This is a genomic window from uncultured Cellulomonas sp., from assembly GCF_963527515.1.
Taxonomy (GTDB): Bacteria; Actinomycetota; Actinomycetes; order Actinomycetales; family Cellulomonadaceae; genus Cellulomonas.
In genome coordinates this window covers 1-22,333 of sequence record NZ_CAURTV010000057.1, presented here as the reverse complement: position 1 = coordinate 22,333, position 22,333 = coordinate 1, and the positions used below count along the sequence as shown (strand labels likewise).

33 protein-coding genes are annotated in these 22,333 nt (G+C 73.8%); 15 read left to right on the top strand and 18 right to left on the bottom strand.

Features of this window, described 5'->3' with window-relative positions; translation table 11 throughout:
• Positions 1 to 132: 132 nt before the first annotated feature.
• The 6 genes from RYN42_RS13215 to RYN42_RS13190 form a co-directional block, all read right to left on the bottom strand.
• Entirely contained in the window at positions 133 to 1,041 is a 909-nt protein-coding gene (locus tag RYN42_RS13215) for a hypothetical protein (protein ID WP_315096817.1), read from the bottom strand.
• Positions 1,042 to 1,295: 254 nt separating this feature from the next.
• Entirely contained in the window at positions 1,296 to 2,639 is a 1,344-nt protein-coding gene (locus RYN42_RS13210) for an RNA polymerase sigma factor (RefSeq protein ID WP_399552488.1), read from the bottom strand.
• Complete coding sequence (locus RYN42_RS13205) at positions 2,633 to 2,860, bottom strand: hypothetical protein (protein ID WP_315096814.1); 228 nt, start codon at positions 2,858 to 2,860, stop codon at positions 2,633 to 2,635. Before RYN42_RS13205 ends, RYN42_RS13210 begins: the two co-directional genes overlap by 7 nt.
• Complete coding sequence (locus tag RYN42_RS13200) at positions 2,857 to 3,264, bottom strand: YciI family protein (protein WP_315096813.1); 408 nt, start codon at positions 3,262 to 3,264, stop codon at positions 2,857 to 2,859. The genes RYN42_RS13205 and RYN42_RS13200 overlap by 4 nt, the downstream gene beginning before the upstream one ends.
• A 78-nt stretch (positions 3,265 to 3,342) precedes the next feature.
• Positions 3,343 to 3,693 (bottom strand): YciI family protein, encoded by a 351-nt coding sequence (locus RYN42_RS13195; RefSeq protein ID WP_315096812.1) that lies wholly within the window; start codon positions 3,691 to 3,693, stop codon positions 3,343 to 3,345.
• Entirely contained in the window at positions 3,690 to 4,043 is a 354-nt protein-coding gene (locus RYN42_RS13190; RefSeq protein WP_315096811.1) for a YciI family protein, read from the bottom strand. The genes RYN42_RS13195 and RYN42_RS13190 overlap by 4 nt, the downstream gene beginning before the upstream one ends.
• A gap of 110 nt (positions 4,044 to 4,153) precedes the next feature.
• Here RYN42_RS13190 and RYN42_RS13185 point away from each other — a divergent pair, with 110 nt between their 5' ends.
• The 5 genes from RYN42_RS13185 (at position 4,154) to RYN42_RS13165 (ending at position 6,648) form a co-directional block, all read left to right on the top strand.
• Entirely contained in the window at positions 4,154 to 4,444 is a 291-nt protein-coding gene (locus tag RYN42_RS13185) for a metalloregulator ArsR/SmtB family transcription factor (protein ID WP_315096809.1), read from the top strand.
• Positions 4,441 to 4,833, top strand: a complete 393-nt coding sequence (locus RYN42_RS13180) for a VOC family protein (protein WP_399552486.1) — start codon at positions 4,441 to 4,443, stop codon at positions 4,831 to 4,833. The genes RYN42_RS13185 and RYN42_RS13180 overlap by 4 nt, the downstream gene beginning before the upstream one ends.
• A gap of 36 nt (positions 4,834 to 4,869) precedes the next feature.
• A complete protein-coding gene (locus RYN42_RS13175) occupies positions 4,870 to 5,577 on the top strand; it encodes an SDR family oxidoreductase (RefSeq protein ID WP_315096807.1) in 708 nt (235 codons plus the stop codon).
• A 132-nt stretch (positions 5,578 to 5,709) separates the two neighbouring features.
• Positions 5,710 to 6,405 (top strand): PadR family transcriptional regulator, encoded by a 696-nt coding sequence (locus RYN42_RS13170; protein ID WP_315096805.1) that lies wholly within the window; start codon positions 5,710 to 5,712, stop codon positions 6,403 to 6,405.
• A gap of 69 nt (positions 6,406 to 6,474) precedes the next feature.
• On the top strand, positions 6,475 to 6,648 hold the full coding sequence (locus RYN42_RS13165) for a helix-hairpin-helix domain-containing protein (RefSeq protein WP_315096803.1): 174 nt from the start codon (positions 6,475 to 6,477) through the stop codon (positions 6,646 to 6,648).
• Here the strand turns inward: RYN42_RS13165 and RYN42_RS13160 are convergent.
• Complete coding sequence (locus tag RYN42_RS13160; RefSeq protein WP_315096801.1) at positions 6,645 to 7,361, bottom strand: DUF2071 domain-containing protein; 717 nt, start codon at positions 7,359 to 7,361, stop codon at positions 6,645 to 6,647. The genes RYN42_RS13165 and RYN42_RS13160 overlap by 4 nt on opposite strands.
• Before the next feature lie 105 nt (positions 7,362 to 7,466).
• Positions 7,467 to 8,558, bottom strand: coding sequence for an NAD(P)-dependent alcohol dehydrogenase (locus RYN42_RS13155; RefSeq protein WP_399552490.1), 1,092 nt, complete (start codon positions 8,556 to 8,558; stop codon positions 7,467 to 7,469).
• A 63-nt stretch (positions 8,559 to 8,621) separates the two neighbouring features.
• Here RYN42_RS13155 and RYN42_RS13150 point away from each other — a divergent pair, with 63 nt between their 5' ends.
• Together RYN42_RS13150 and RYN42_RS13145 are read left to right on the top strand one after the other, a co-directional pair.
• A complete protein-coding gene (locus tag RYN42_RS13150) occupies positions 8,622 to 9,827 on the top strand; it encodes a histidine kinase (RefSeq protein ID WP_315096800.1) in 1,206 nt (401 codons plus the stop codon).
• Entirely contained in the window at positions 9,824 to 10,471 is a 648-nt protein-coding gene (locus RYN42_RS13145; protein WP_315096798.1) for a response regulator transcription factor, read from the top strand. The genes RYN42_RS13150 and RYN42_RS13145 overlap by 4 nt, the downstream gene beginning before the upstream one ends.
• Here RYN42_RS13145 and RYN42_RS13140 read toward each other — a convergent pair whose 3' ends face one another.
• The 4 genes from RYN42_RS13140 to RYN42_RS13125 form a co-directional block, all read right to left on the bottom strand.
• Complete coding sequence (locus RYN42_RS13140) at positions 10,472 to 10,837, bottom strand: hypothetical protein (RefSeq protein ID WP_315096796.1); 366 nt, start codon at positions 10,835 to 10,837, stop codon at positions 10,472 to 10,474.
• The gene (locus tag RYN42_RS13135) at positions 10,834 to 11,676 is read right to left on the bottom strand and encodes a class I SAM-dependent methyltransferase (protein WP_315096794.1); all 843 of its coding nucleotides are present in this window, start codon (positions 11,674 to 11,676) and stop codon (positions 10,834 to 10,836) included. The genes RYN42_RS13140 and RYN42_RS13135 overlap by 4 nt, the downstream gene beginning before the upstream one ends.
• Entirely contained in the window at positions 11,676 to 12,380 is a 705-nt protein-coding gene (locus RYN42_RS13130) for a class I SAM-dependent methyltransferase (protein WP_315096792.1), read from the bottom strand. The genes RYN42_RS13135 and RYN42_RS13130 overlap by 1 nt, the downstream gene beginning before the upstream one ends.
• 123 nt (positions 12,381 to 12,503) lie before the next feature.
• Positions 12,504 to 13,151, bottom strand: a complete 648-nt coding sequence (locus tag RYN42_RS13125; RefSeq protein WP_315096791.1) for an NAD(P)-binding domain-containing protein — start codon at positions 13,149 to 13,151, stop codon at positions 12,504 to 12,506.
• 52 nt (positions 13,152 to 13,203) lie between these two features.
• Here RYN42_RS13125 and RYN42_RS13120 point away from each other — a divergent pair, with 52 nt between their 5' ends.
• Genes RYN42_RS13120 through RYN42_RS13110 form a run of 3 tightly spaced genes read left to right on the top strand, consistent with a single transcriptional unit; the run spans position 13,204 to position 14,509 of the window.
• Positions 13,204 to 13,725 carry a universal stress protein gene (locus RYN42_RS13120; protein WP_315096789.1) on the top strand — a complete coding sequence of 174 codons (522 nt, stop codon included), beginning with the start codon at positions 13,204 to 13,206 and terminating at the stop codon, positions 13,723 to 13,725.
• Positions 13,722 to 14,147, top strand: coding sequence for a CrcB family protein (locus RYN42_RS13115; protein WP_315096788.1), 426 nt, complete (start codon positions 13,722 to 13,724; stop codon positions 14,145 to 14,147). Before RYN42_RS13120 ends, RYN42_RS13115 begins: the two co-directional genes overlap by 4 nt.
• Complete coding sequence (locus tag RYN42_RS13110; protein ID WP_315096786.1) at positions 14,144 to 14,509, top strand: CrcB family protein; 366 nt, start codon at positions 14,144 to 14,146, stop codon at positions 14,507 to 14,509. The genes RYN42_RS13115 and RYN42_RS13110 overlap by 4 nt, the downstream gene beginning before the upstream one ends.
• Here RYN42_RS13110 and RYN42_RS13105 read toward each other — a convergent pair.
• From RYN42_RS13105 to fabI, 3 genes are all read right to left on the bottom strand, one after another.
• The gene (locus tag RYN42_RS13105; protein ID WP_315096784.1) at positions 14,506 to 14,814 is read right to left on the bottom strand and encodes a DUF2249 domain-containing protein; all 309 of its coding nucleotides are present in this window, start codon (positions 14,812 to 14,814) and stop codon (positions 14,506 to 14,508) included. The two genes, RYN42_RS13110 and RYN42_RS13105, sit on opposite strands and share 4 nt — an antisense overlap.
• Before the next feature lie 74 nt (positions 14,815 to 14,888).
• Entirely contained in the window at positions 14,889 to 16,343 is a 1,455-nt protein-coding gene (locus RYN42_RS13100) for a nitronate monooxygenase (protein WP_315096781.1), read from the bottom strand.
• Positions 16,344 to 16,426: 83 nt separating this feature from the next.
• Positions 16,427 to 17,194, bottom strand: coding sequence for an enoyl-ACP reductase FabI (gene fabI, locus RYN42_RS13095; RefSeq protein ID WP_315096779.1), 768 nt, complete (start codon positions 17,192 to 17,194; stop codon positions 16,427 to 16,429).
• Positions 17,195 to 17,292: 98 nt separating this feature from the next.
• On the opposite strand from fabI, the gene RYN42_RS13090 reads away from it, so the two are divergent.
• Complete coding sequence (locus RYN42_RS13090; RefSeq protein ID WP_315096777.1) at positions 17,293 to 17,877, top strand: TetR/AcrR family transcriptional regulator; 585 nt, start codon at positions 17,293 to 17,295, stop codon at positions 17,875 to 17,877.
• Between the two features lie 116 nt (positions 17,878 to 17,993).
• The gene (locus RYN42_RS13085; protein ID WP_315096776.1) at positions 17,994 to 18,767 is read left to right on the top strand and encodes an alpha/beta fold hydrolase; all 774 of its coding nucleotides are present in this window, start codon (positions 17,994 to 17,996) and stop codon (positions 18,765 to 18,767) included.
• An 8-nt stretch (positions 18,768 to 18,775) separates the two neighbouring features.
• Here RYN42_RS13085 and RYN42_RS13080 read toward each other — a convergent pair whose 3' ends face one another.
• Positions 18,776 to 18,952: a hypothetical protein gene (locus RYN42_RS13080; protein ID WP_315096774.1), complete on the bottom strand. Its 177-nt coding sequence runs from the start codon at positions 18,950 to 18,952 to the stop codon at positions 18,776 to 18,778.
• A gap of 85 nt (positions 18,953 to 19,037) precedes the next feature.
• Between RYN42_RS13080 and RYN42_RS13075 the strand changes: the two genes are divergently transcribed.
• Together RYN42_RS13075 and RYN42_RS13070 are read left to right on the top strand one after the other, a co-directional pair.
• A complete protein-coding gene (locus RYN42_RS13075; protein WP_315096772.1) occupies positions 19,038 to 20,240 on the top strand; it encodes an MFS transporter in 1,203 nt (400 codons plus the stop codon).
• A complete protein-coding gene (locus RYN42_RS13070; protein WP_315096770.1) occupies positions 20,237 to 20,563 on the top strand; it encodes a metalloregulator ArsR/SmtB family transcription factor in 327 nt (108 codons plus the stop codon). The genes RYN42_RS13075 and RYN42_RS13070 overlap by 4 nt, the downstream gene beginning before the upstream one ends.
• Before the next feature lies 1 nt (position 20,564).
• Here the strand turns inward: RYN42_RS13070 and RYN42_RS13065 are convergent, their stop codons facing one another.
• Positions 20,565 to 21,056, bottom strand: a complete 492-nt coding sequence (locus tag RYN42_RS13065) for a GNAT family N-acetyltransferase (protein ID WP_315096768.1) — start codon at positions 21,054 to 21,056, stop codon at positions 20,565 to 20,567.
• Complete coding sequence (locus tag RYN42_RS13060; protein ID WP_315096766.1) at positions 21,053 to 21,427, bottom strand: metalloregulator ArsR/SmtB family transcription factor; 375 nt, start codon at positions 21,425 to 21,427, stop codon at positions 21,053 to 21,055. The genes RYN42_RS13065 and RYN42_RS13060 overlap by 4 nt, the downstream gene beginning before the upstream one ends.
• Before the next feature lie 90 nt (positions 21,428 to 21,517).
• On the opposite strand from RYN42_RS13060, the gene arsM reads away from it, so the two are divergent.
• Positions 21,518 to 22,279: an arsenite methyltransferase gene (gene arsM, locus RYN42_RS13055; protein ID WP_315096819.1), complete on the top strand. Its 762-nt coding sequence runs from the start codon at positions 21,518 to 21,520 to the stop codon at positions 22,277 to 22,279.
• The last annotated feature ends 54 nt before the right edge of the window (positions 22,280 to 22,333 follow it).

Sequence of the window (22,333 nt, the reverse complement as noted above, 5' to 3'; positions counted from 1 at the left end):
CCCCCCGCCGCCGGCCCCCCCCCGCCCCCCCCCCGGCGCCCGCCCGCGCCCGCCCGACGCCGAACTCGTGGGTTCACGCCGAACTCGTCAGCTGCAGCAGACGAGTTCGACCGCAACTGACGAGTTCGGCGTTCAGCCGCGGAGGTCACGGCGCGGGCGGAGGGTTGCTGCCAGGTGTGCGGGGATCAGGGGGCGCAGGCGGCGTACGAGCGTCGTGCCGGACAGGTCCTCCTTCGTCGCGCGGATCGCTCTCCAGCCGGCTTCGAGGATGGCGTCGTGGCGACGCTTCTCCTGGATGAACGCCTCGGTCGCCCGATCGTCGTACTTCGGACGGCCGTCGTACTCCAGGACCAGCCGCCACTCCTCCCACCCCATGTCGGACCAGAAGGTGCCCAGCCGCGTGGCGACGGGTACCTGCGTGCGCGGGACGGGGAATCCGTCGCGGACGACGACGAACCGGGCTGCTGACTCGCCCGGTGACTCCGCGCCGTCGTCGGCCAGCGCGATCACGGCTCGAGCTCGCACGACCCCTCGCTGGCCGCCGCGCGCCGACAGGATCCGCTCGATCGTCTCCCGATCCGCTCCCGCGCGGACGGCGGCATCGGCGACGACGAGGCCCTGGAGGGGCGGAAGGGTCGACGCGCAGTCGACGACGGTCCGCTCGAGTGACGTCACCGGAAGGCCGGCGGCTGACCCCCGCTGGTCCGACGGCGGCACCAGCGGGTGGTGGGCGACCCCGGGGTCGCGGCCCGAACCCGCCGTGTGGCGCTGCATCAGGTGGACTCGCGCGGGTGTCATCCACAGCGGCAGTCCCCAGAGCATCGCCGCCGACTCGTGGCTGAACCAGTGCTCGGTGGTGAGCCGGTCGTGGATGCCGACCAGCCGTCCGAGTGCGACGTCCCGTCGCCGGTGCGGCGTCGGTCCGCGATCACCCGGGAGGTAGACGCCCCGCGCGATGCGCTCCCACTCGTTCGACCGCTCCCGTGCACGCAGGACGTCCGGCGGCGTGTCCCGAGCGAGCTGGACGGTGGGCAGCGTCACGGCCGACGACCGCTGCCGATCACTAGCGCGGCGACTCATCCCCCGAGGCTCGCGCCCCACCCGCGTCCGGACGCACTCCAGTCCACAGGCGCGACCCGACAACACCCCTGTGGACGCCTCACCCCGATCCCCCAGCCCGGCTCACGCCGCGCCGAACTCGTCAGTCGCGGGCGAACTCGTCAGCTGCAACTGACGAGCTCGGCGGGAACTGACGAGTTCGGAGGAGCTGACCCATTCGGGCGGGCGGGCGGGGATCAGTCGTTCAGGGCCGCTAGGCGGGACTGGAGGTGGGTGCGTTCTGTCGGGTTCGTCACCAGGGTCAGGGCTGTGCGGTAGGCGGCCGCTGCTGCGTCGCGGTGGCCGGCGCGGGTGAGGAGCTCCGCGCGGACCGCCGGGAGCCGGTGGTGGCGCGGGAGGGCGTCGTCGAGGCCCTCCAGCAGCTCGAGCCCCGCCTCCGGGCCCGACGCCTCCGACACCGCCACCGCGCGGGCCAGCCGGACCACCGGGGACCCGGTGAGCGACTCGAGCTGGGCGTACAGGTCCGCGATCACCGACCAGTGGGTGGCTGCCGACGAGGGTGCGGTCGCGTGCTCGGCGGCGATGAGCGCCTGCAGCCGGTACTCCAGGGCGAGCCGGGTCTGGTGGCCCGGCGGCGGCGGGGCGGCGGCGGCTCGCCCAGAGGGCGCGGTGGGTGCGGCGGTGTTGGTGGGGATCGAGGGTGCGGTGGGGCGGGAGCCCGTGCGGTCCAGGGACTCCAGCAGGGCGACTCCCTCGGCGATCTCGTCGCGGTGCCAGCGGGTGCGGTCCTGGTCGGGCAGGAGGACCAGGGCGCCGGTCGCGTCCAGGCGGGTGTCGCGGCGCGAGTGCTGCAGGAGCAGGAGCGCGAGCAGGGCGCGGACCACCGCGCGCCCGGGCAGCAGGGAGTCGAGCACGCGCAGCAGCCGGATCGCCTCGTCGCCGAGGTCGACGCGCAGGGGGACGTCGCCGTCGCCGGGGTGGTAGCCGGAGGTGAACGCTAGGTACACGACGGTCGCGACGACGTCCAGGCGTTCGTCCAGCCGCGCGGCCGGGGGCGTCGCGAACGGGATGCCCGAGGACGCCAGCCGCTTCTTCGCGCGGGTCAGCCGGGCGGCCATGGTGGACTCCTGGACGAGCAGGAGCCGGCCGATCTCCGCGGTGGTGAGGCCGACCACGAACCGCAGGGTCAGGGCGACGCGGTCGTCGGGCGCGATGGCGGGGTGGCAGCAGGCGAAGATCAGCCGGAGCTGCTCGTCGGCTACGTGGGCGCCGGGGTCGACGGCGGCCGCGGCGGCGGCGCGCATCTCGTCGTCGACCACCATCAGGGGCTCCTTCCGGCGTTGCACCGCCTCCGAGCGCAGGCGGTCGAGGACCCGGCGGCGCGCGGCGGTGAGCAGCCACGCACCGGTGCTCGTCGGCACCCCGTCCGTCGGCCAGTGCCTGGCGGCCGACTCGAAGGCGTCGGAGACGGCGTCCTCCGCGAGGTCGGGCCGCCCGAACTGGCCGATGAGCAGGCCGATCAGGCGGGACCAGTGGTCTCGCCAGGCGTCGGCCAGGGCGGTGTCGGAGGCAGTCACCAAGCGGGTCGCACCTCGAACGTGCCGGTCGGCGGGAGGGCGTCCAGCACCGCGTCCAGGTCCGAGGCGTCGAGGACCTGGAGGCCGGTCAGCGCAGCCGTCGGACCGTCGAACGCCCCGTCCCGCAGGGCGCGGTCGTGCACCGACGTCGCCGTGTCCACGGACCCCAGTGTGATCCCGGCGGGCAGCTCCGCGGAGCCGAACGCGAGGACGACGAACCTCACGACGCCGACACGGTCGGTACCGCGTCGCCGCTCTCCACCGCGACGCCGTCCACGAACTTCACGGTCCGCCGGATCTCGACGGACTCCCCGTTGAGCACCAGGGCGCGGGCCGCCTCGGTGAGCGCGTCCAGCGACGTGCGGGCGACCAGGTAGAACCCGGCCACCTGCTCCGCGGTCTCGGCGTACGGTCCGTCGCTGACGACCACCCCGGCGCGCCCGTCGGACCGCAGCGAGCGTGCCCGGGCCGCTGCCCCGAGGGCCCTCGTCGCGACGATCTCCCAGCCCTGGTCCGCGCAGTGCCGCTGGAACCCCTCGTGCGCGGCCCACGCGCGCTCCCGCTGCTCGTCGGTCAGCGCGTCGTCCTGGGCGTCGTCGCGGTAGAGGACGACGGTGAACTCGGCCATGTCAGCTCCTGAGGTTCGAAGGACGCCCGGTGCGTCCCGCTGCCCCGATGACGCCCGGGTGCCGCGGGGATCGACAGATCACATCTGCATGATCTCGCGGACCTCGATCGTGTACTCCGGCAGCAGCATCGCGTGGCGCAGCACGGCCTCCCGGCTGGGCGCGGTGACCAGGTAGAAGCCACCGAGCTGTTCGACCGTCTCGGCGAAGGGGCCCTCGGTGATCTGCGCGTCGTCGCCGGAGCGTCGCAGGGTGACGGCCGTGGTCACCGACTGGAGCGCCTCGCTGGCCAGGAACGTCACGCCGAAGTCGGCGGCCTGGTCGTCGTAGTCGCCGTGCTGGCGGTAGTACTCGGCCTTGGTCGCCTCGTCGGCCGCGTCCCAGTCGCCCTCGGCGGCGTACATGAGCAGGACGAACGTCTTCGCGCTCATGCGTCGTGCACCACGACGGGCCGCAGCTCGATGCCGCCACCGTCGGTCAGCAGGTGCTCGCCGGCGAGCCGGGCCAGACCCTGGACGTCGTCGGTCTCGATCACGTAGTAGCCGCCGAGGTGCTCGGCCAGCTCCACGTACGGGCCCTCGGTGACATGGCCGTCGGGGCGCACGGTGATCGCGTTCTTCGAGAGCCCGAGCTCCTCACCGCCGAGGATGCGGTAGCCGCGCTGCTCGCACGCCTCCGAGAACGCGCCGTGCTCGCCCATCGCGCGCTCCTGGACCTGCGGCGACGCGTTCTCCCAGAAGTCCTCGTCGCCCCAGAGCAGAAGTGTCCACCGGTCAGTCATGTCGTCATCTCCCTCATGCGCCCACTGTGCCTGTCTGGGTCATGACGCGCGAGGGTCCCCGGAATCGACACCTCTTGACAGGCAAGTGACTACTTGCCTATAAAGAAGCCGTGGCAGCCGACGTCTTCAAGGCCCTTGCCGACGCCACGCGCCGCGCGATCCTCGACGAGCTCCAGGACCGCGACGGGCAGTCGCTGTTCGAGCTGTGCACCCGGTTGACCATGCGGCACGGGCTCGGGTCCACCCGGCAGGCCGTCTCGCAGCACCTCGACGTGCTGCAGGATGCCGGCCTGGTCACGGTCCGCCGCGAGGGCCGCTACAAGTTCCACCACCTCGACACCACACCACTGCGGGAGATCGCGTCGCGGTGGCCCGTCCCCGACGAAGGAGAGTCCTCATGATCAGCCTCACCGTGACCAGCGTGTTCGTCGACGACCAGCAGAAGGCGCTGGACTTCTACACCGGCGTGCTCGGCTTCCTGCCGAAGAACGACATCCCGCTCGGCGGCGACGACCGCTGGCTGACCGTCGTGTCCCCCGCCGCGCCGGACGGCGTCGAGCTGCTGCTGGAGCCCAGCGGCCACCCCGCGGTCGGTCCGTTCAAGGCGGCACTGGTCGAGGACGGGATCCCGGCGGCGTCCTTCGGCGTCGACGACCTCGCGGCCGAGTTCGAGCGGCTGACCTCGCTCGGGGTGCGGTTCGTGCAGCCGCCGACGGACATGGGACCGGTGAGCGTCGCGACGCTCGACGACACCTGCGGGAACCTGATCCAGCTCGCGCAGCGGATCTGATCGACAACGCGCCGGTCCCGGGTGTTCGGTGGGCCGATGAGGACTGCGGTGGTGACCGGCGGCGGGACGGGGATCGGACGCGCGGTGGCGCGACGGCTGGCGGCCGACGGCGACGACGTGGTGATCGTCGGGCGACGGCGCGAGGTGCTCGAGGAGACGGCGGCCGGCGTCATGCGCGTCGAGGTGGCCGACCTGCGCGAGCCGGCGGAGGTCGAGGCGCTCGCGGACAGGCTCGGGTCCGTCGACGTGCTGGTGCTCAACGCGGGCGGGTCGCTCGAGCGGACCGGCGACGACCTGACCGCCACGGCGCGGATGTGGACCGAGGAGTTCCGGCTCAACGTCCTCACCACCGTGCTGCTCGGCGAGGCGCTCCTGCCGGCGATGCCGCGGCCCGGCGGCCGGATCGTCGCGATGAGCTCGGTGGCCGCGCTGCGGGGAGCCGGCTCGTACGGTGCCGCCAAGGCGGCGATCAACTCGTGGGTCACCGGGACGGCCGCCGCGGTGGCCGCCGACGGGATCACGGTGAATGCCGTCGCACCCGGGTTCGTGCCGGAGACCGAGTTCTGGGCGGGGCGCCTGGACGACGCCGAGTACCAGCGGCGGCTGGCGCGGGTGCCCATGGGCCGGGCGGGCACGGTCGAGGAGATCGCGGCCGCGGTCGCCTACCTGGCGTCGCCGGACGCCGGCTGGACGACCGGGCAGGTGCTCGGGGTGCACGGTGGGGCGGTGCTGGCGCGGCTCTGAGATCGATGTATCGCTAGGGGTTGTCAAAGATCTATCGACGATATATCTTTGAGTCATCCGGTCGAGACGTTCTCCCGGATCCGTGACAGGGCCGCACCGGCTCGGCGGACCACATCCTCAAGGAGACATCCCATGCGACACCCCATGCGACACCCCCACTCCCCGTCGTCCGACACCCGCCGCCGTCGCGGCGACTTCCCCGAGGTTCCCTACGAGGAAGGCTTCGACCCCCGGCGCGGCGGCCCCCGCGGCGCGTTCCCGCACGAGCCGCACGAGCACCACCGAGGACGCGGCTTCGGCCCCGGGTTCGGACCCGGCGGACCGCGCGGGTTCGGCGGTCCCGGCTTCGGCGGCCGCGGCCCCGGCCGTCGCGCCGGTCGCGGTGACATCCGCGCCGCGATCCTGCTGCTCCTCGCCGAGGAGCCGATGCACGGCTACCAGCTGATCCAGCAGATCAGCGAGCGGTCGGGCGGCACGTGGCGCCCCAGCCCGGGCGCCATCTACCCCGCGCTCAACCTGCTCGAGGACGAGGGTCTGGTGGCCATCACCGCCGAGTCTGGCCGCAAGATGGCCACGCTCACCGAGGCGGGCGGCACCTACGTCACCGAGAACGCCGAGCAGCTCGGCAGCCCCTGGGAGGACGCCGCGAGCCGGCCCGCCTCGCCGGGTCGCGCGCTGCGCGGTGCCCTCGAGGCGCTCGGCGCGGCGGCCCACCAGGTCGCCCGCACCGGCACGGACGAGCAGGCGACCAAGGCGCTCGAGGTCCTCGACCGTGCGCGCCGGGACCTGTACCTGATCCTGGCCGGCGACGCGACGCCCGAGAGCTGACGCACCACCGACCGACGGCACCCCGTGGCACTGCTGCGGGGTGCCGTCGGTCTGTGCGAACCTCGAATCATGGAACCTCTGGTCCCGGGGATCGGCATGCCCGCCACCCGTGCGCTCGCGCTGGCGGGCATCACCACGCTCGACGACCTCCGCGACCGGGACCTCGACGACCTCCTGCGGCTGCACGGCGTCGGCCCGAAGGCCGTCCGGATCCTGCGCGAGGCGCTCGCGGCGAGGGACTAGAGCGGCATCGCGAACTGGGCGTGCACGCCCGGTGAGTAGAGCACCGAGTCCGGCGCCCGGTCGGTGACTCCCGGCAGGCCGCCGGCGGAGACCAGCTCGTCGTCCAGCGACACCAGCGTCGCGCGCCGCAGCGGCCACGACTCGTGCTCGTTGGGCACGAACCGCGTCCGGCCGCGCAGCACCGTGTGCATGCCCCATCGCGCGGTGAGGAACTCGGCCAGCGGGTCGTCGGTGACCAGCTCCGACGACGGCCGCACCACGATGCGCGACGACGGCCTGCTCCCCGTGAGCCGCGTCGAGCGATAGTCGATCGCGTCGCCGGCACGCCGGATCGACATCCGCGCCCACTCGTACGGCACGTTCATCACCGTCCGCGCGCCCAGCACCGTGAGCACCCGCGACGCCTCCAGCGACCGGAACAGCACGCCCCGACGGCCCTCGTCGTCGACCGTGTAGAGCCGCACGTTGATCTCCGGGAAGTCGCCGATGTACGGCAGAGCCGGCCCGGGCACCAGGGTGAACCGCGCCATCTGGAACGCGATCAACCCCACCCAGGAGGACCCGTCGAACGTGTCGGGACGCGTCCCGGCGGGCAGCAGTGGCGCCACCGCCTCGGACGGCACCCGCCAGTGCAGAAAGCTGACCCGCACCCAGTCCTGCGACAGGATCACCCGCCCGACGAGCGGCACCGCGGTCGGGTTGATGGCATCCACGTCCCCACCGTAGGCGCCGAGCTCGTCACTCCCGGCCGAGCACGGTGGTTGCAGCTGACGAGCTCGGCCGCAGGTGACGAGTTCGCGGCCGCCGGGGGGGCGGGGTCAGCCGGCAGGGATCGTGGACGTGTCGATGACGAAGCGGTAGCGGACGTCGCTGGCCACCACGCGCTCGTAGGCCTTGTCCACCTCGTCGGCCGTGATCGTCTCGATCATCGAGCCGATGCCGTGCTCCGCGCAGAAGTCGAGCATCTCCTGGGTCTCGCGGATGCCGCCGATGTTGGACCCGGACAGGTTCCGACGAGCGGCCGTGAGCGAGAAGACGCGGAACGACTGCGGCTTCTCCGGCAGCCCCACGAACACGAGCGACCCCTCGAACCGCAGCAGCGACAGGTACGCGTCGACGTCGATGTCCGCGCCGACGGTGCTGATGATCAGGTCGAACGAGCGTCGCAGGTCCCGGAACGTCTGGCGGTCGCTCGTCGCGTAGTAGTGGTCGGCGCCCAGGGCGAGGCCGTCCGCCTGCTTGGACAGCGACTGGCTGAGCACGGTGACCTCGGCGCCGAGCGCGTGCGCCAGCTGCACGCCGATGTGCCCGAGCCCGCCCATGCCGACGATGGCCACGCGCGTGCCGGGTCCGGCGCCCCAGTGCTTGAGCGGCGAGTAGAGGGTGATCCCTGCGCACAGCAGCGGCGCGGCCACGTCCAGCGCGATGCCGTCCGGGATGCGCAGCAGGTAGTTCTCGTCGACCACGATCTGGGTCGAGTAGCCGCCGTAGGTGGGGCTGCCGTCGTACGCCTTGCTGTTGTAGGTGCCGACGTTGCCGCGCAGGCAGAACTGCTCCTCGCCGGCCAGGCACATCTCGCACTCGCGGCAGGAGTCGACGAAGCAGCCGATGCCCCCGCGGTCGCCGACGGCGTGCCGGGTGACGCCCGACCCGACCGCGGACACGGTGCCGGCGATCTCGTGGCCCGGGACCATCGGGAACCTCGCCCGGCCCCACTCCTCGCGCGCCTGGTGGATGTCGGAGTGGCAGATGCCGGCGTAGGCGATGTCGAGGAGCACGTCGTGCTCGCCGAGATCCCGGCGCTCGACGGTGCCGCGCTCGAAGGGTGCGCCGGCGGACGGGGTGAGCAGGGCGGGGACGGTCAGGGGCACAGGGAAGCTCCTCGAGGGGCGATCGGGTGGCGGTCCCATCATGCGCCGATCTCCGCCGCGCGGCTGAGGTGGCGCGGGTCCGGGAGCGGCAAGGATGTCGGCATGGCCACAGCGGTGATCGTGCGGGCGCGACCGGCCGTGACGGTGCGCTGGAACGCCTGGGTGCCGTCGGTCGCCGTCGCGACGGTGGTCGGGGCGCTGCTGCTGATGACGCCGTCGGTGAGCGGGTTCGCGTTCATCGTGGGCAACGTGGCGTACATGGCGGGAGCGGCCTCGGGCGGGTACGCCGTGGTGGCCGGCCTGTGCGTCGTGACCGGGGTGCTCCTGGGGCGCCGCTGGCCCCTGTGGGCGACGGCCCTGGCCCTCCTGCCGTTCACCGCCATGCCCTGGAGCGGCGGCTTCGTCTGGGGGTGGTGGCTGGGGATCCTGGCGATCGCGGCCCTGGCGGCCCTCGACGGGCTCGTGCGTGCGGTCGTGCCGGTGGTCGCCGCCACCCTCGTCATCCTCTGGTACTGCAGCACCGAGTCACCGGCCTACCTGCCCATCGGTGCTGTGACGTCCGGGACCGGTGACGGCTTCGAGGTCGCCACCTTCGTCGCCTACGGGCTGGCGGTCGTCGTCACGGTCGGCACCGTGGCGCTCGTCGGCTCCGTCCAGCGCTCGCGGCTGCGCGAGGCCGGGGTCGTCGCGGCGGAGCGGCGTGCCCTCCAGGTCGAGTCCCTGGCCGGGGAGCGCGCCCGCCTCGCCCGGGACCTGCACGACGTCGTCGCCCACCACGTGTCCCTGGTCGCGGTCCGCGCGGAGTCGGCCCCGTTCCTGCACCCGGACCTGAACGACGACGCCCGCGAGGTCCTGGCCGCGATCGCGACCGACGCCCGCGAGGCCCTCACCGAGCTGCGGCAGGTGCTCGTCGTCCTGCAGCGCACGTCCGGCGAGGGCGAGCGCACGCCCCAGCCGACCGCGTGCGACGTGGACGACCTGGTGGCCAGCGCGGTCGCGGCCGGTCAGCCGGTGGACCTCAGCGGCGGGTGGCACGACGTCCCGCCGGCCACGGGCTACGTGCTCTACCGCGCGGTGCAGGAGGGCCTGACCAACGCCCGTCGGCACGCCGCGGGAACGCGGACGACGGTGCGCCGGACGCAGACCGCCGACGCCGTCGGCTTCCGGATGACCAACCCCGCGGACCGCGGGGCGGAACCGGGCCGCGGTCTGATCGGGATGCGCGAACGCGTCGAGGCGCTGGGTGGCACCATGACGGCCGTGGTGGTCGACAAGGAGTTCGTGCTGGACGTCGCGGTGCCGGTGTGACCCGGGTCGTGGTCGCGGACGACCAGCCGGTGGTCCTGCTCGGCTTCGCGGCGATCCTCGCAGCCGCTCCCGACCTGCAGGTGGTCGGTGCCGCCAACGACGGCCGCGAGCTCCTGGCGATGGTCGCGGCCGAGAAGCCCGACGTCGCGGTGGTGGACGTGCGGATGCCCCACGTCGACGGGATCGCGGCGACCGCCCGGATCACCGCCGACCACCCGGCGACGCGCGTGCTCATCCTCACCACGTTCGACCTGGACGAGTACGTCTACGACGCCCTGCGCGCCGGCGCCAGCGGGTTCCTGCTCAAGGACGTCACCGCGCCGCGGCTGGTCGAGGCGGTCCGGATGGTCGCGGACGGCTCGATGCTGCTGGGCCCCACGGTCACGCGGCGGCTGGTCGAGGACTTCACCTCGCGGGCGTCGTCACCCGTCCCGGCGCGCGGCATCACCGACCTGACGCCGCGCGAGCTGGAGATCCTGCGCGCGGTGGCGCGTGGACTGTCCAACGCGGAGATCGGCGCGGAGCTGTGGATCGCGGAGCCGACGGTGAAGTCCCACGTGTCGGAGGCGCTGCGCAAGCTCGGCTGCCGCGACCGGGTCCAGCTGGTGATCACCGCCTACGAGTCGGGGCTCGTCGGCTCCTGACTAGTCGCAGACCTGCAGGGGCTCGTCCGCGCCGGGCCGCAGGTCGAAGTGCTCCTCGTGGCCGTCGAGGTCGGTGAACACGGCCACGTCGCCGGTCACGGTGAGCAGGCCCTCGTGGGTCGGGTTGCCCCAGCCGGCCGGTGGGTTCCCGGAGCCGTCGTCGAGCGTGCCGCCCTGCCGCTCGTACCAAGCGCCGGCGTAGGTCAGCTCGCGGATGCCGCAGTGCGTGTACAGCGCGAACGTCGTCTGGACGACCGTCGGTGCGGGTGCGCGCGACGCCGTCGGCGCCGGGGGGAGCGGCTCGGGAGGGGTGCTGCAGCCGGCGAGGGCGACGATCGTGACGATCGTGGCCAGTGCGCGCCTCATACCCGGACTGTGTCGGCACGGACGCCGATCTTGCGCCCGACGTAGAGCAGGTGCCCGGCGGTGGCGAGCACACCCGGGTCCGACGCGGTCGCGACGAGGCGGTCGAGGAGCCGGCCGTACGCGGCGGGCAGCTCGACGCGCAGCTCCTCGAGACCGTCCTCGACGCCGGTGAGGAACCCGTGGGTCGAGCCCAGGAGCACCGGGTCGAACCCGTACGCCGCGAAGAACGGCGCGACGTCCCGCGGCTCGACGCCGTAGACGTGCGTGAACCGGTCGGGCACCGCGTTCTCGAAGACGCCGTCGTCGAGCAGGCGGTCGAGGAACGCGGGGTCGGCCAGCTGCCACCGCTCGTCGGGCAGCGACAGCAGCCGGCGCACGGACACGTACCGCGGCATGAGTGCGACGGCGACGAGCCCGCCGCGGCGGGTGACGCGGGCCAGCTCGGTCGCGGCCCGCGCACGGTCGACGGCCGTGGTCAGGTGGTACATCGGCCCGAGGGACAGGACGGCGTCGAACGTGCCGTCGGCCCAGCGCGACAGGTCCCGGGCGTCGATCTCGACGACCTCCTGCACGGTGCCCGGCGGCAGCGACGACTCGGCGATCGCCAGCAGCTCGGGGGACAGGTCCGCCAGCGAGACGTCCCAGCCGAGCTCGGCCAGCCACACCGAGTACGGACCGGTGCCGCCGCCCAGGTCGAGCGCCCGCCCTGGGGCACCCAGGTGCGGCTCCAGCAGGCGGGTGGTCAGCACCCGCTCCAGCAGCCCCTCGGGCGAGAGCAACCGGTCCCGCTCGTGCTCGCTCCTGGCGGCGTAGTAGCCGCGCACCGCGGAGGCGTCCATCAGTGCCGCCGGACCAGCGCGAGGACGCCCCAGCCGAGGTTCGGCCGCTGGTTCGTCACGTAGTCCAGGGGTGCGGTGGCCAGCTCCTCGCGGAACGCCGGCGCCAGCTCGTCGTCGGGGTGCTCGTCGAGGAACCGGCGGAGGTTCAGCCACTGCGCGGCCACGTACCGGTCCCAGCTGTGCTCGTCGGCCAGCACCATCTCCACCAGGTCCCAGCCGGCGTCGCCGACCTGCCGGACGAGGTCGGGCAGCGACAGGAACTCGCCGGGCGGACCGGCGCGCCAGAACGGCTCCCCGACCAGCGCGATGCCCCGCGGCTCGAGCGACCGAGCCAGCAGGTCGAGCGTGCCGACGACGCCGCCACCGATCCACGTCGCACCGACGCAGGACGCCACGTCCACCGGCTCGTCGGAGACGTACCCCGACGCGTCACCCTGCACGAACGTCACGTCGACGCCGAGGGCCGCCGCACGCTCCCGTGCCGCGGCGACGAACACCGTGCTGAGGTCGACCCCGGTCCCGACCGTCCCGTGGTCCCGTGCCCAGGTGCACAGGAGCTCGCCCTTCCCGCAGGCGAGGTCCAGCAGCCGCGCACCGGGGTCGAGGCGCAGGGCGCGGCCGAGGGTGGCCAGCTGCTCGTCCGTGAACGGGTCGAGGATCCGGTGGCTGCTCTCGCGGATGGTGTGGTGCCGTGGCAGGTCCATGAGCCGGACCGTACGACCGCGCACCGGCGCGAGCGAGCAGATATGCGTGTATCCGCGGCCCGCCGGCCGACTCCTTGCCCTCGGACGGCCTGCGCAGCGAGGGGAGCGCAGGCCGTCCTGCACTCACATGTCCCGGTAGCGCACGGCGTTCGACAGGGCGGTGCGCAGGCCGTCGGCGTCGTACCGCTGGACGTAGGCCTCGGTGTCGCGCTGGTAGCGCCAGCCCTCCGACAGGGGGCCGACGTCCACCGCGTCGAAGCCGAGCTCGTCGACCAGCTGTGCGACGGCGGTCCGCGCCTCGTCGGAGTCGCCCGCGACGGCCAGCGCCCGACGGTCCGGAGTGCCTGCCGGGACGCCCTGCGTGGCGAGGTCGCTGAACATGATGTGGTTGAACGCCTTGACGACGTGCGACTCGGGCAGGTGCGTCTGGAGCAGCTCCGAGACGGTCGTGACCTCGTTGTCCAGCGTCTCGATCCGGCCGTCGCGCTGCGGGTAGTAGTTGTTGGTGTCGATGACGACCTTGCCGGCCAGGGGCTCGACGGGGACGTCCGCGATGTTCTTCGTCGGGATGGTCACGACGACGACGTCGCCGGCCGCGGCGGCCTCGGTCGCGGTGGCGGCCCGCGCGCGGTCGCCCAGCTGGAGCACCAGGTCGGTCAGGGTGTGCGGACCCCGGGAGTTGCTGACGACGACGTCGTAGCCGTGGGCGATCGCCAGCTGCGCGAGCGTCCCGCCGATGTGCCCGGCGCCGATGAATCCGATAGTGGTCATGGGTCACCGCAACCTCCACGAGCCGGGGGCTGTTCCCGCGTAGCCTCGGCGGGTGACCCGGTCCGCCCCGCACGCGTGGCACGGCGTGCCGACGCCCGGCGCCCGCACCGTCGTCGTCGGCGTGCTCCCGCGGCAGCCCTCGGCGGTCCTGCGGCAGGCGGCGGCCCTGGCGAGCGCGCTCGGCGCCGACCTCGTCTGCGTGTGGTCCGACGCCGCCCGGACCTTCGTCGCGCGGGAGCCGGACGGCACCCTGGTCACCACCCCGCTCGACCCCGACCACGCCGACCCGTCGGACGACGTGGCCGAGGAGGCCGCCGTGGCTGCCGAGGTCGCCCGCCACCTGGAGGGCGTCGACGTGGCGTGGCGGTTCCTCTACACGGTCGGCGAGGCGTCCCGTGAGCTGGCACGCGTGGGGCGGGAGACGGGCGCGACGATGATCGTCGTCGGCAGCCGACGTCCCGGGCTCGGCGGCTGGATGAACCACCTGGTCGGCGGCTCGACCGCGGGGCACCTCGCGCACACGCAGCCGCTGCCCGTGACGATCGTCCCCCTGACCGGCGAGGAGCGCCGGTGACGCGGCCGGCGCACCTGGACCCCCGGCTGGTCGGGGTCGTGGCGCTGGGCGGAGCGGTGGGCACGGCGGCGCGCTGGGGGATGACGCACTGGTTGGGCTCGGCGCCCGGCGGATGGCCGACGGCGACCTTCGTCGAGAACCTGCTCGGGTCGTTCCTGCTCGGGCTGCTCCTGGAGGCCCTGCTGCGCCGCGGGTCGGAGTCGCGACGCGGGCAGCTGGTCCGGCTCGGCGCGGGCACCGGGGTGCTGGGCGGATTCACCACGTTCAGCGCCCTGGCCCTGGAGATCGAGCGGCTGCTGGCCGCGGACCAGGTCCTCCTGGGGGCCCTCTACGGGGTCCTCAGCGTGGTCCTCGGCCTGCTGGCGTGCCTGGCGGGCGTCGCGCTGGCCTCCCAGCACCACCGCCGGCGGGAGGCGCGATGACCCTGCTGCTCGTCGTGGTGCTCGGCGGGATCGGCGCGGCCACGCGCTTCGTCGTCGACGGCGCGCTGCGCACCCGTGGGACCCGGGTCTTCCCGCTGGCCACCCTGGTGGTCAACGTGACGGGCTCGCTGCTCATCGGCCTGCTCGCTGGCGCGCACCTCTACCGCGGTCTCGGTCCGACGTGGCTGGCCGTCGCGGCGACCGGGTTCTGCGGCGGGTACACCACGTTCTCCACCGCGATGGTGGAGACCGTCCGGCTGGTCCAGGCCGGCGAGCTGCGCCGCGCGACGGCCAACGCCGTCGGCTCCGTGCTGCTCTGCGTGGGAGCCGCGGCGCTGGGCGTCGCGCTGATGGCGGTCTAGACGCGGGTCAGGCGGACCCGGCACTCGGTGGGCTCGTCGAGCAGGAACTCGAAGGTCAGCGCGCCGGCCGCGTCCTGCTCGAGCTCGGCGAGCAGCCGGACCGGCTTGTGCGGCGCCACGAGGACCATGGACTGGCCGACAGGGATCGCACCGAACGCACCGCGGATTGCCGCGTGGCGGATCGGGCGGGGGAGCGTGCGCGCGTCGAGCACGATCTCCTCGTCGGTCGCGTGGCCGCAGCCGCACACGTGCGCCTCGGCCGGAGCGGTCGTGCCGGTCGAGATCTCGACGTGCTGCGTGGTCATGGGGTCCTCCGAGGTGGGTGACGGGCTCCCGCCGAGTATGACCCGGGCGTGCCGACCGCGACCGGGACCAAGGGCTACAGCGCGGGCTCGAGCAGCCAGTCGAGCACCTGGTCCGCGGACCAGCCGTCGGGGTGCAGCTCCGCCAGCCGCCCGGCGCCGTCGAGGTCCGTGCCGAGGGTGACCAGCGCCTCCTCCTCGCGCCCGTCCGGCCGGGTCTGGCCGAGGCCGACGTCGGCGGACAGCGCGTTGCACAGGCACGCCCGCCCCTCGGTGTCCTGCTCCGTGCCGCCCTTCTTGACGTACATCGCGACCGGCTCCGCGGGGCAGCGGAACCCGACACGGCCGTCGTCCCTGAGGTAGGGCGACCGCAGGTAGCCCAGGTCGCAGAGGCGCGGCCGCGCGCTGCGGACGGCGGCGTCCGACAGCGTGCCGGTCAGCTGGGCGACCTTGAACGGGAAGCCCGTCGGGGAGGCGTCCCCGTCGGTGAGCACCTCGAGCTCCCCGGCGCGCAGCAGCGCCAGGAGGCGTTCGCGCAGCGCGTCGGTCAGGCCCGAGTCGGAGCTGAGCGCGAAGGCGGTGCCCACCTGGACGCCGGTCGCGCCGGCAGCCACGGCCTCGCGGACCGCCTCGGGAGTACCCAGGGAGCCGGCGAGCCAGAACGGCAGACCGACCGCGGCGACCTTGGCGACGTCCGCCTGGTCCCGCACGCCGAACACCGGCTGACCGCGCTCGTCGCGCACGGGGCGGCCGCGCGGCGGTGCGTTGTGACCGCCGGCGCGAGGCCCCTCGATGACGAACCCGTCGGGGCGGATCGCCGGGTCACGGGTCAGGTAGGACGCGAGGACCTCGCTCGACACGATCGCGAGGAACATCGGGCGGTGGAGGTCGGGCAGGTCGGGGCCGAGCAGGTCCGCGGGATCGATCTCGACGCCGTGGTCGCCGCCCGGGTCGCCCGCCACGTCGACGGGCAGGCGCGTGCGGCGGTGGGCGGCGAGCTCGTCGAGCAGGTGCGGCAGGTGACGGGGGATGCCGGCGCCGACCAGCACCGCGTCGACGCCGGCGAGCATGGCGCCGTACACCGCCGCCGGCATCGCCAGCTGGACCTTCTCCAGGCAGTTGATGCCGACCGGTCCGTCGTGTCCCTCCTTGGCCAGCCACACCTCGACGAAGCTGGCCAGCACGGTCAGCTCCTGGACGCCCCGGTTCGGGCGCATGCTCAGCCGGGGGACGGGGGTGTACGCGATCCCCGCGGCCCGCCCGCCGGTGCGCAGGTGCCGCTTGAGGACGCGCTCGACGACGGCCGGCACGGGGAACGCGGCCATCGCACGGCGGGCCGAGCCGTCCAGGTCCCCGTCCTCCAGCCGTCGGGCGAGCACGAGGTCCAGCGCGGTGCCGGACACGACGCCCAGCTGCCCGCGACGGGCGACCGCCGACGCCAGGCGCCACGACGAGACCGCGACGCCCATCCCGCCCTGGATGATCGTCGGGAGCGCTCGGCGCAGGGACGTCGTGCGCGGGGCTGTCGGCATCGAACCTCTCCAGACCTACGGAAGCGTAAGTTACGCAACCGTAGGTGTCGGGCGGGTCGGACGCCCGGGACCTACGGCCCCGGTCACATCCCCATGGCGTGGACGCCGCCGTCGACGTGCACGATCTCGCCGGTGGTGGCCGGGAACCAGTCCGACAGCAGGGCGACCACGGCGCGGGCGGTCGGGTCGGCGTCGCCGACGTCCCAGCCCAGCGGCGCCCGCTCGTCCCAGCCGCCCTCGATCGCCTCGAAGCCGGGGATCGCCTTGGCCGCGGTGGACCGGATCGGGCCGGCGGCGACGAGGTTGCACCGGATGCCGTCGGGGCCGAGGTCGCGGGCGAGGTAACGGGACGTGGACTCCAGCGCCGCCTTGGCCACGCCCATCCAGTCGTAGACCGGCCACGCGACGGTCGCGTCGAACGTCAGGCCGACCACCGAGCTGCCCCGGACCATGAGCGGCTGCGCGGCGACGGCCAGCGCCTTGAGCGAGTACGCCGAGATCTCCAGGGCGGTGGCCACGTCGGCCCATGCGCCCTCGAGGAAGTGGCCCCCGAGCACGGCCTGCGGCGCGAAGCCGATCGAGTGGACTACCCCGTGGAGCGTGCCGGCGTGCTCGCCGACCGCCGCGGCCAGGGCGGCGAGGTCCTCGGCCGAGGTCACGTCGAGCGTGACCACCGGGGCCGGGGCGGGGAGGCGCCGCGCGATCACCTCGGTCAGGCGCTGCTGGCGCCCGAACGACGTGAGCACCACCTGCGCGCCCTGCTCCTGGGCCAGCCGGGCCACGTGGAACGCGATCGAGCCCTCCGTGAGCACACCGGTCACCAGGATCGTCTTGCCGTCGAGAAGCGCCATGGACGTCGACGCTAGCGCGCGGGGGCCGACTCGGCCTGGGCCGTCCGGCCCGGAGGGTTCTCTGTACGGCGAGCGCACGATCGTGCTATTCATGTCGCATGGGCAAGGGGGACGACACGCGGCAGGCGGTGATCGACCAGGCGGTCGAGATCGCCGGTCGGCTCGGCGTCGCCGGCCTGACCATCGGCACGCTGGCGTCGGCCACCGGGCTGTCCAAGTCGGGGCTGTACGCGCACTTCCGCTCGAAGGAGGCCCTGCAGCTGGCCGTCCTGGCCAGCGCCCGCGAGCACTTCGTCGACCAGGTGATCCGCCCGGCGCTCGCGGCGCCCCGCGGTGAGCCGCGCGTGCGCACGCTGTTCGAGCGGTGGCTGGTCACGTCCTCGTCCGGCGCGGCGGGCTGCCTGTTCGTCTCGGCGGCGACGGAGTTCGACGACCAGCCCGGACCGGTGCGCGACCAGCTGGTCCGGGACCACTGGGACCTGGTCGAGTCGCTCGCCCAGATGTACCGCTCGGGGGCCAAGGACGGGGCGTTCCGCGACGACCTGGCGCCTGAGCAGTTCTCGCACGACCTGCACGGGCTGATGCTGGCCCACTTCCACGCGTTCCGGCTGCTGCGCGACCCCGCAGCCGAGTCCCGCACCCGGTTCACCTTCGAGCGGCTCATGCAGTCGCTCGTGCGCTGACGTCTCCAGGAGGACCTGTCATGACCGCGTCGCCGACCGAAAAAAGCACGACCGTTCGTACGCAGTTGCCGCCGGCGCCTCCGTTCGTCCGGGCTGCCGTGGGTGCGCTCGACCGCGTGGCCCCCGAGCTCGTCGCCCGCGGTGCCCTGCGCCTGTGGTGCACGCCGGCGCGCGCCGCGCACCCGGCGGCCATCCCCGGTGGCACCGCGTTCCGCACGGGACCGGTCGCCGGACAGGTGTGGGGCGACGGTCCGACGGTGTACCTGGTGCACGGCTGGGGCGGCCACCGGGGCCAGCTGCGGTCGCTCGTGGAGCCCCTCGTCGCGGCGGGCCTGCGCGTGGTCGCCTACGACGCACCGGCCCACGGCGACTCCGGCCCGGGCGCCCTGGGCGGACGGCGCACGACGCTGCCCGAGATGATGTCCGCGCTCGACACCGTGATCGCCGCCCACGGTCCGGCGCGCGCCGTCGTGGGCCACTCCATGGGTGCCGCGGCCGCCGCGCTCGCCGTCCTGGACGGCACGCGGACCGAGCGCCTCGTGCTGGTCACCCCGCTGGCGGACCCGTCCACCTACACCGTCGGCTTCGCGCACACGCTCGGGTTCAGCGAACAGACCCGGCACCGGTTCGTCGTCCGCATGGAGGCGCTCGCCGGGCGACGGCTGGCCGAGCTCGACATCCCCGTGCGGGCGGCCAACGCCGTGCGCCCGCTCCCGCCGACCCTGGTCCTCAGCGACCGCGACGACAAGGAGGCCGACCACGCGGACGGCGCCCGGATCGCCCGCGCCTGGCCGGGCGCGGAGCTGGTGACGAGCGACGGGCTGGGGCACCGGCGGATCCTGCGCGACGAGGAGACGATCAAGCGGGTGGTCGCGCACGTGACGGGCTGACGCCCGCCTCACATGTCGCAGTCGCAGACCAGGTTGCGCTCCAGGACCTGGTCGCCCTCCTCGGGTCGGGCCCAGGCCTCCGCCTCCGCGCGGCTCGCGAAGGACCGGCCGGCCAGCCGACCGTTGGCCAGCATCACCACGGTCTGGATCTGTGTGCGCGGGTCCACCCAGTCGGTGTCGCTCATGCCCGGTCCAACGCTCTGTGGCGCCCGTCTACTCCCTCCCGCGTCCGCGGTATGCGTGATTGCGTAGATGCGCAACAATGAATCCATGCTCCGTCCGCTCGCGCACCGCACCTACCGCCGACTCTTCGCCGCCCAGGTGGTGGCGCTCGCGGGGACCGGACTGGCGACGGTCGCGCTGGGCCTGCTGGCCTACGACCTCGCTGGCGACGACGCGGGCTCGGTGCTGGGCACGGCGCTGGCGATCAAGATGCTCGCCTACGTCGTCGTCGCGCCGGTGGCCGCCGTCGTGGTGGCGCGGCTGCCCCGCCGCGCGGTGCTCGTCGGAGCGGACGTGGTGCGGCTCCTGGTCGCGTCGATGCTGCCGTTCGTCGGCGAGGTCTGGCACGTGTTCGTCCTGATCTTCGTCCTGCAGGCGGCGTCCGCCACGTTCACCCCGACCTTCCAGTCGGTGATCCCGCAGGTCCTGCCTGACGAGGACGACTACACCGCGGCGCTGTCGCTGTCCCGGCTGGCGTACGACCTCGAGGCGGTCCTCGCGCCCGTGCTCGCGGCCGCGCTGCTGCTCCTCGTGCCCTCCGACGCGCTGTTCGTCGGGACCGCCGCCGGGTTCGCCGGGTCCGCGCTGCTGGTGGGCTCGGTGGTCCTGCCCCGCGGGGTCCCCGTCGTCCAGGAGAGGTTCACGGTCGAGGTGCGGCGGGGTGCCGCGCTGTTCGTGCGGACGCCGGCGCTGCGGCCGGTGCTCGCGCTCAACCTCGTGGTGGCGGCCGCCGGGGCGTACGTGCTGGTGCAGACCGTGGTGATCGTGCGCGGGGAGCTCGGCCTCGGGGACGGCGTCGTCGCGCTGGTGCTCGCAGCCAACGGGCTCGGCTCGATCGCGGCCGCGCTGACGCTGCCGCGGCTGCTGCGACGTGTCGCCGAGCGCCGCGTGATGCTCGGCGGGGCGGTGCTCCTGGCGGGCACCACCGCGGTGATCCCGTTCGCGCTGCACAGCCTCGCCGCCGTGAGCGTGCTGTGGGTGCTCGTCGGGCTCGGCTGGGCGGCGGTGGAGACCCCCGTCGGCCGGCTCGTGCGCCGCGAGGTGCCCACGGAGGACCTGCCGGCGGCGTTCGCCGCGCAGTTCTCCCTGTCGCACGCGTGCTGGCTGGTCACCTACCCGCTCGCCGGCTGGCTGGGGACGGTGGGGCTCGAGGTCGCCGCGCTCGCGCTGGCCGTCGTCGCAGCCGCCGCGACCCTCACCGCGACGCTCCTGTGGCCGTCCCCCGCTCACGTGCCCAGCCTGCGATCATGACGACGATGGCCACCGACCCCGCCGACCTCGACCACGCGGTCGACATCCTGCGCCTGCTCGCGGACCGCACTCGGCTCGCCGTTCTCGCCCTGCTGGACGGCACGGAGCTGTCCGTGACCGCGCTCGCCGAGGCGCTGGACCGGCCCACGCCCGCGATCTCCCAGCACCTGGCCAAGCTGCGCGCCGGCCACCTGGTCACCGCCCGCCGCGAGGGCACGACGATCTACTACACGCAGGCCAACGAGCACGTGTCCGCGCTGGTCACCAACGTGCTGCAGCACACCGAGCACACGCTCTACCCGGTGCCGCCGCACCACCGCTGAGTCAGAGGCGCTTCTCCACGAGCACGACGTCCCGCCACTGGTCGGCCAGCGGTCCGTAGGTCATCCGGCCGAGGCGCTCGCGCGTGCCGACCACCCGGAAGCCGACCGCCCCGTGCGCGGCCAGGCTCGGCGCGTTCTCCGGGAAGATGCCGGACTGCACGGTCCAGATCCCCTGCGCGCGGGCGTTCTCCAGCAGCGCGTTCAGCAGCGTCCGCCCCACGCCGCGGCCCTGCGCGGCGGGATCCACGTAGACCGAGTGCTCGATGACCCCGGCGTACGCGCACCGGTCGGAGACGGGCACGGCGGCGGCCCAGCCCAGCACGGTGCCGTCGTCGTCGACCGCGACGAGCCGGTGGGCGGGGAGCCGCGCGGCGTCGAACGCCTCCCACGTGGGCGGGGTGGACTCGAAGGTCGCGTGCCCCGTGGCGATCCCGGCGGCGTAGATGCGCTCGACCGCCGGCCAGTGCTCGGCGGTCAGGGGAAGGATCCTCATGCGGCCGCACCCGCGGTCAGGTGCGTGCCCAGCTGGTGCGTCACCGCGTCGAGCGCTCCGGGCACCAGGGCGTAGTAGGCCCAGACGCCGCGCTTGTCTCGGGTGACCAGGCCGGCGTCGACCAGGACCTTGAGATGGTGCGACACCGTGGGCTGGCTGAGCGCGACCGGCTCGGTGAGGTCGCAGACGCACGCCTCGGCGCCGTCGTGGGACGCGATGAGCGAGAGCAGGCGCAGGCGGGTGGGGTCGGCCAGGGCCTTGAGCACCTGGGCGAGGCCGGCGGCGGCCTGCTCGGTGATCGCGTCGCGGTTCAGCGGGGTGCAGCAGGCTCCGCCCGAGGCGGGCACGAGAGGCAGGAGATCGAGGGCCATGCGCCCAGTCTGCCCCAGACATTGACAACTGTCGATGGGTGGGTCCATCTTGTCCATTGATAGTTGTCGATGCCTGAGGAGGCGGACGGAATGAACGACGTGCGGGAGCAGGTGCGCCAGCGGTACGCGCTGGCAGCGGTCCAGACGCAGGCGGAGTCGGAGGGGTGCTGCGGGGGCGGCAGCTGTGCGCCGGACGCGATCGCGGTCGACGAGAAGTTCGGCGCCGGGCTGTACGACGCCCAGGACGCGGTGAGCATCCCGGCGGAGGCGCTGGCGGCGTCGCTGGGCTGCGGGAACCCGCTGGCGGTCGCGGAGCTGAAGCCCGGCGAGCGGGTGCTGGACCTGGGCTCCGGCGGGGGGATCGACGTGCTGCTCTCGGCCCGCCGGGTGGGTCCCGAGGGGTTCGCCTACGGGGTGGACATGACCGACGAGATGCTCGACCTCGCCCGCGCCAACGCGGTCAAGGCCGGCGCGACGAACGTGGAGTTCCGCAAGGGCACCATCGAGGACCTGCCCCTCGACGACGGCAGCGTGGACGTGGTGATCTCCAACTGCGTGGTGAACCTGTCCACCGACAAGCCGGCCGTCCTGGCCGAGGCGTTCCGCGTGCTGGCGCCGGGCGGTCGGGTCGGGATCTCCGACGTCGTCGCCGAGGACCACCTCACCCCGGAGCAGCGCGCCGAGCGCGGCTCGTACGTCGGGTGCATCGCGGGCGCCCTGTCCCGGGCGGAGTACCTCGACGGGCTCGCGGCCGCCGGGTTCACCGACGCCGAGGTCACGTTCACCCACCAGGTCGCGGACGGCATGCACGGCGCCGTGGTCCGCGCGCGCAAGCCCCGCACGGAGGAGTAGGTCCCGGCTGACGTTCCGGCGGCGCCCATGACGAGCGCGGCCGCGGTCACCCGC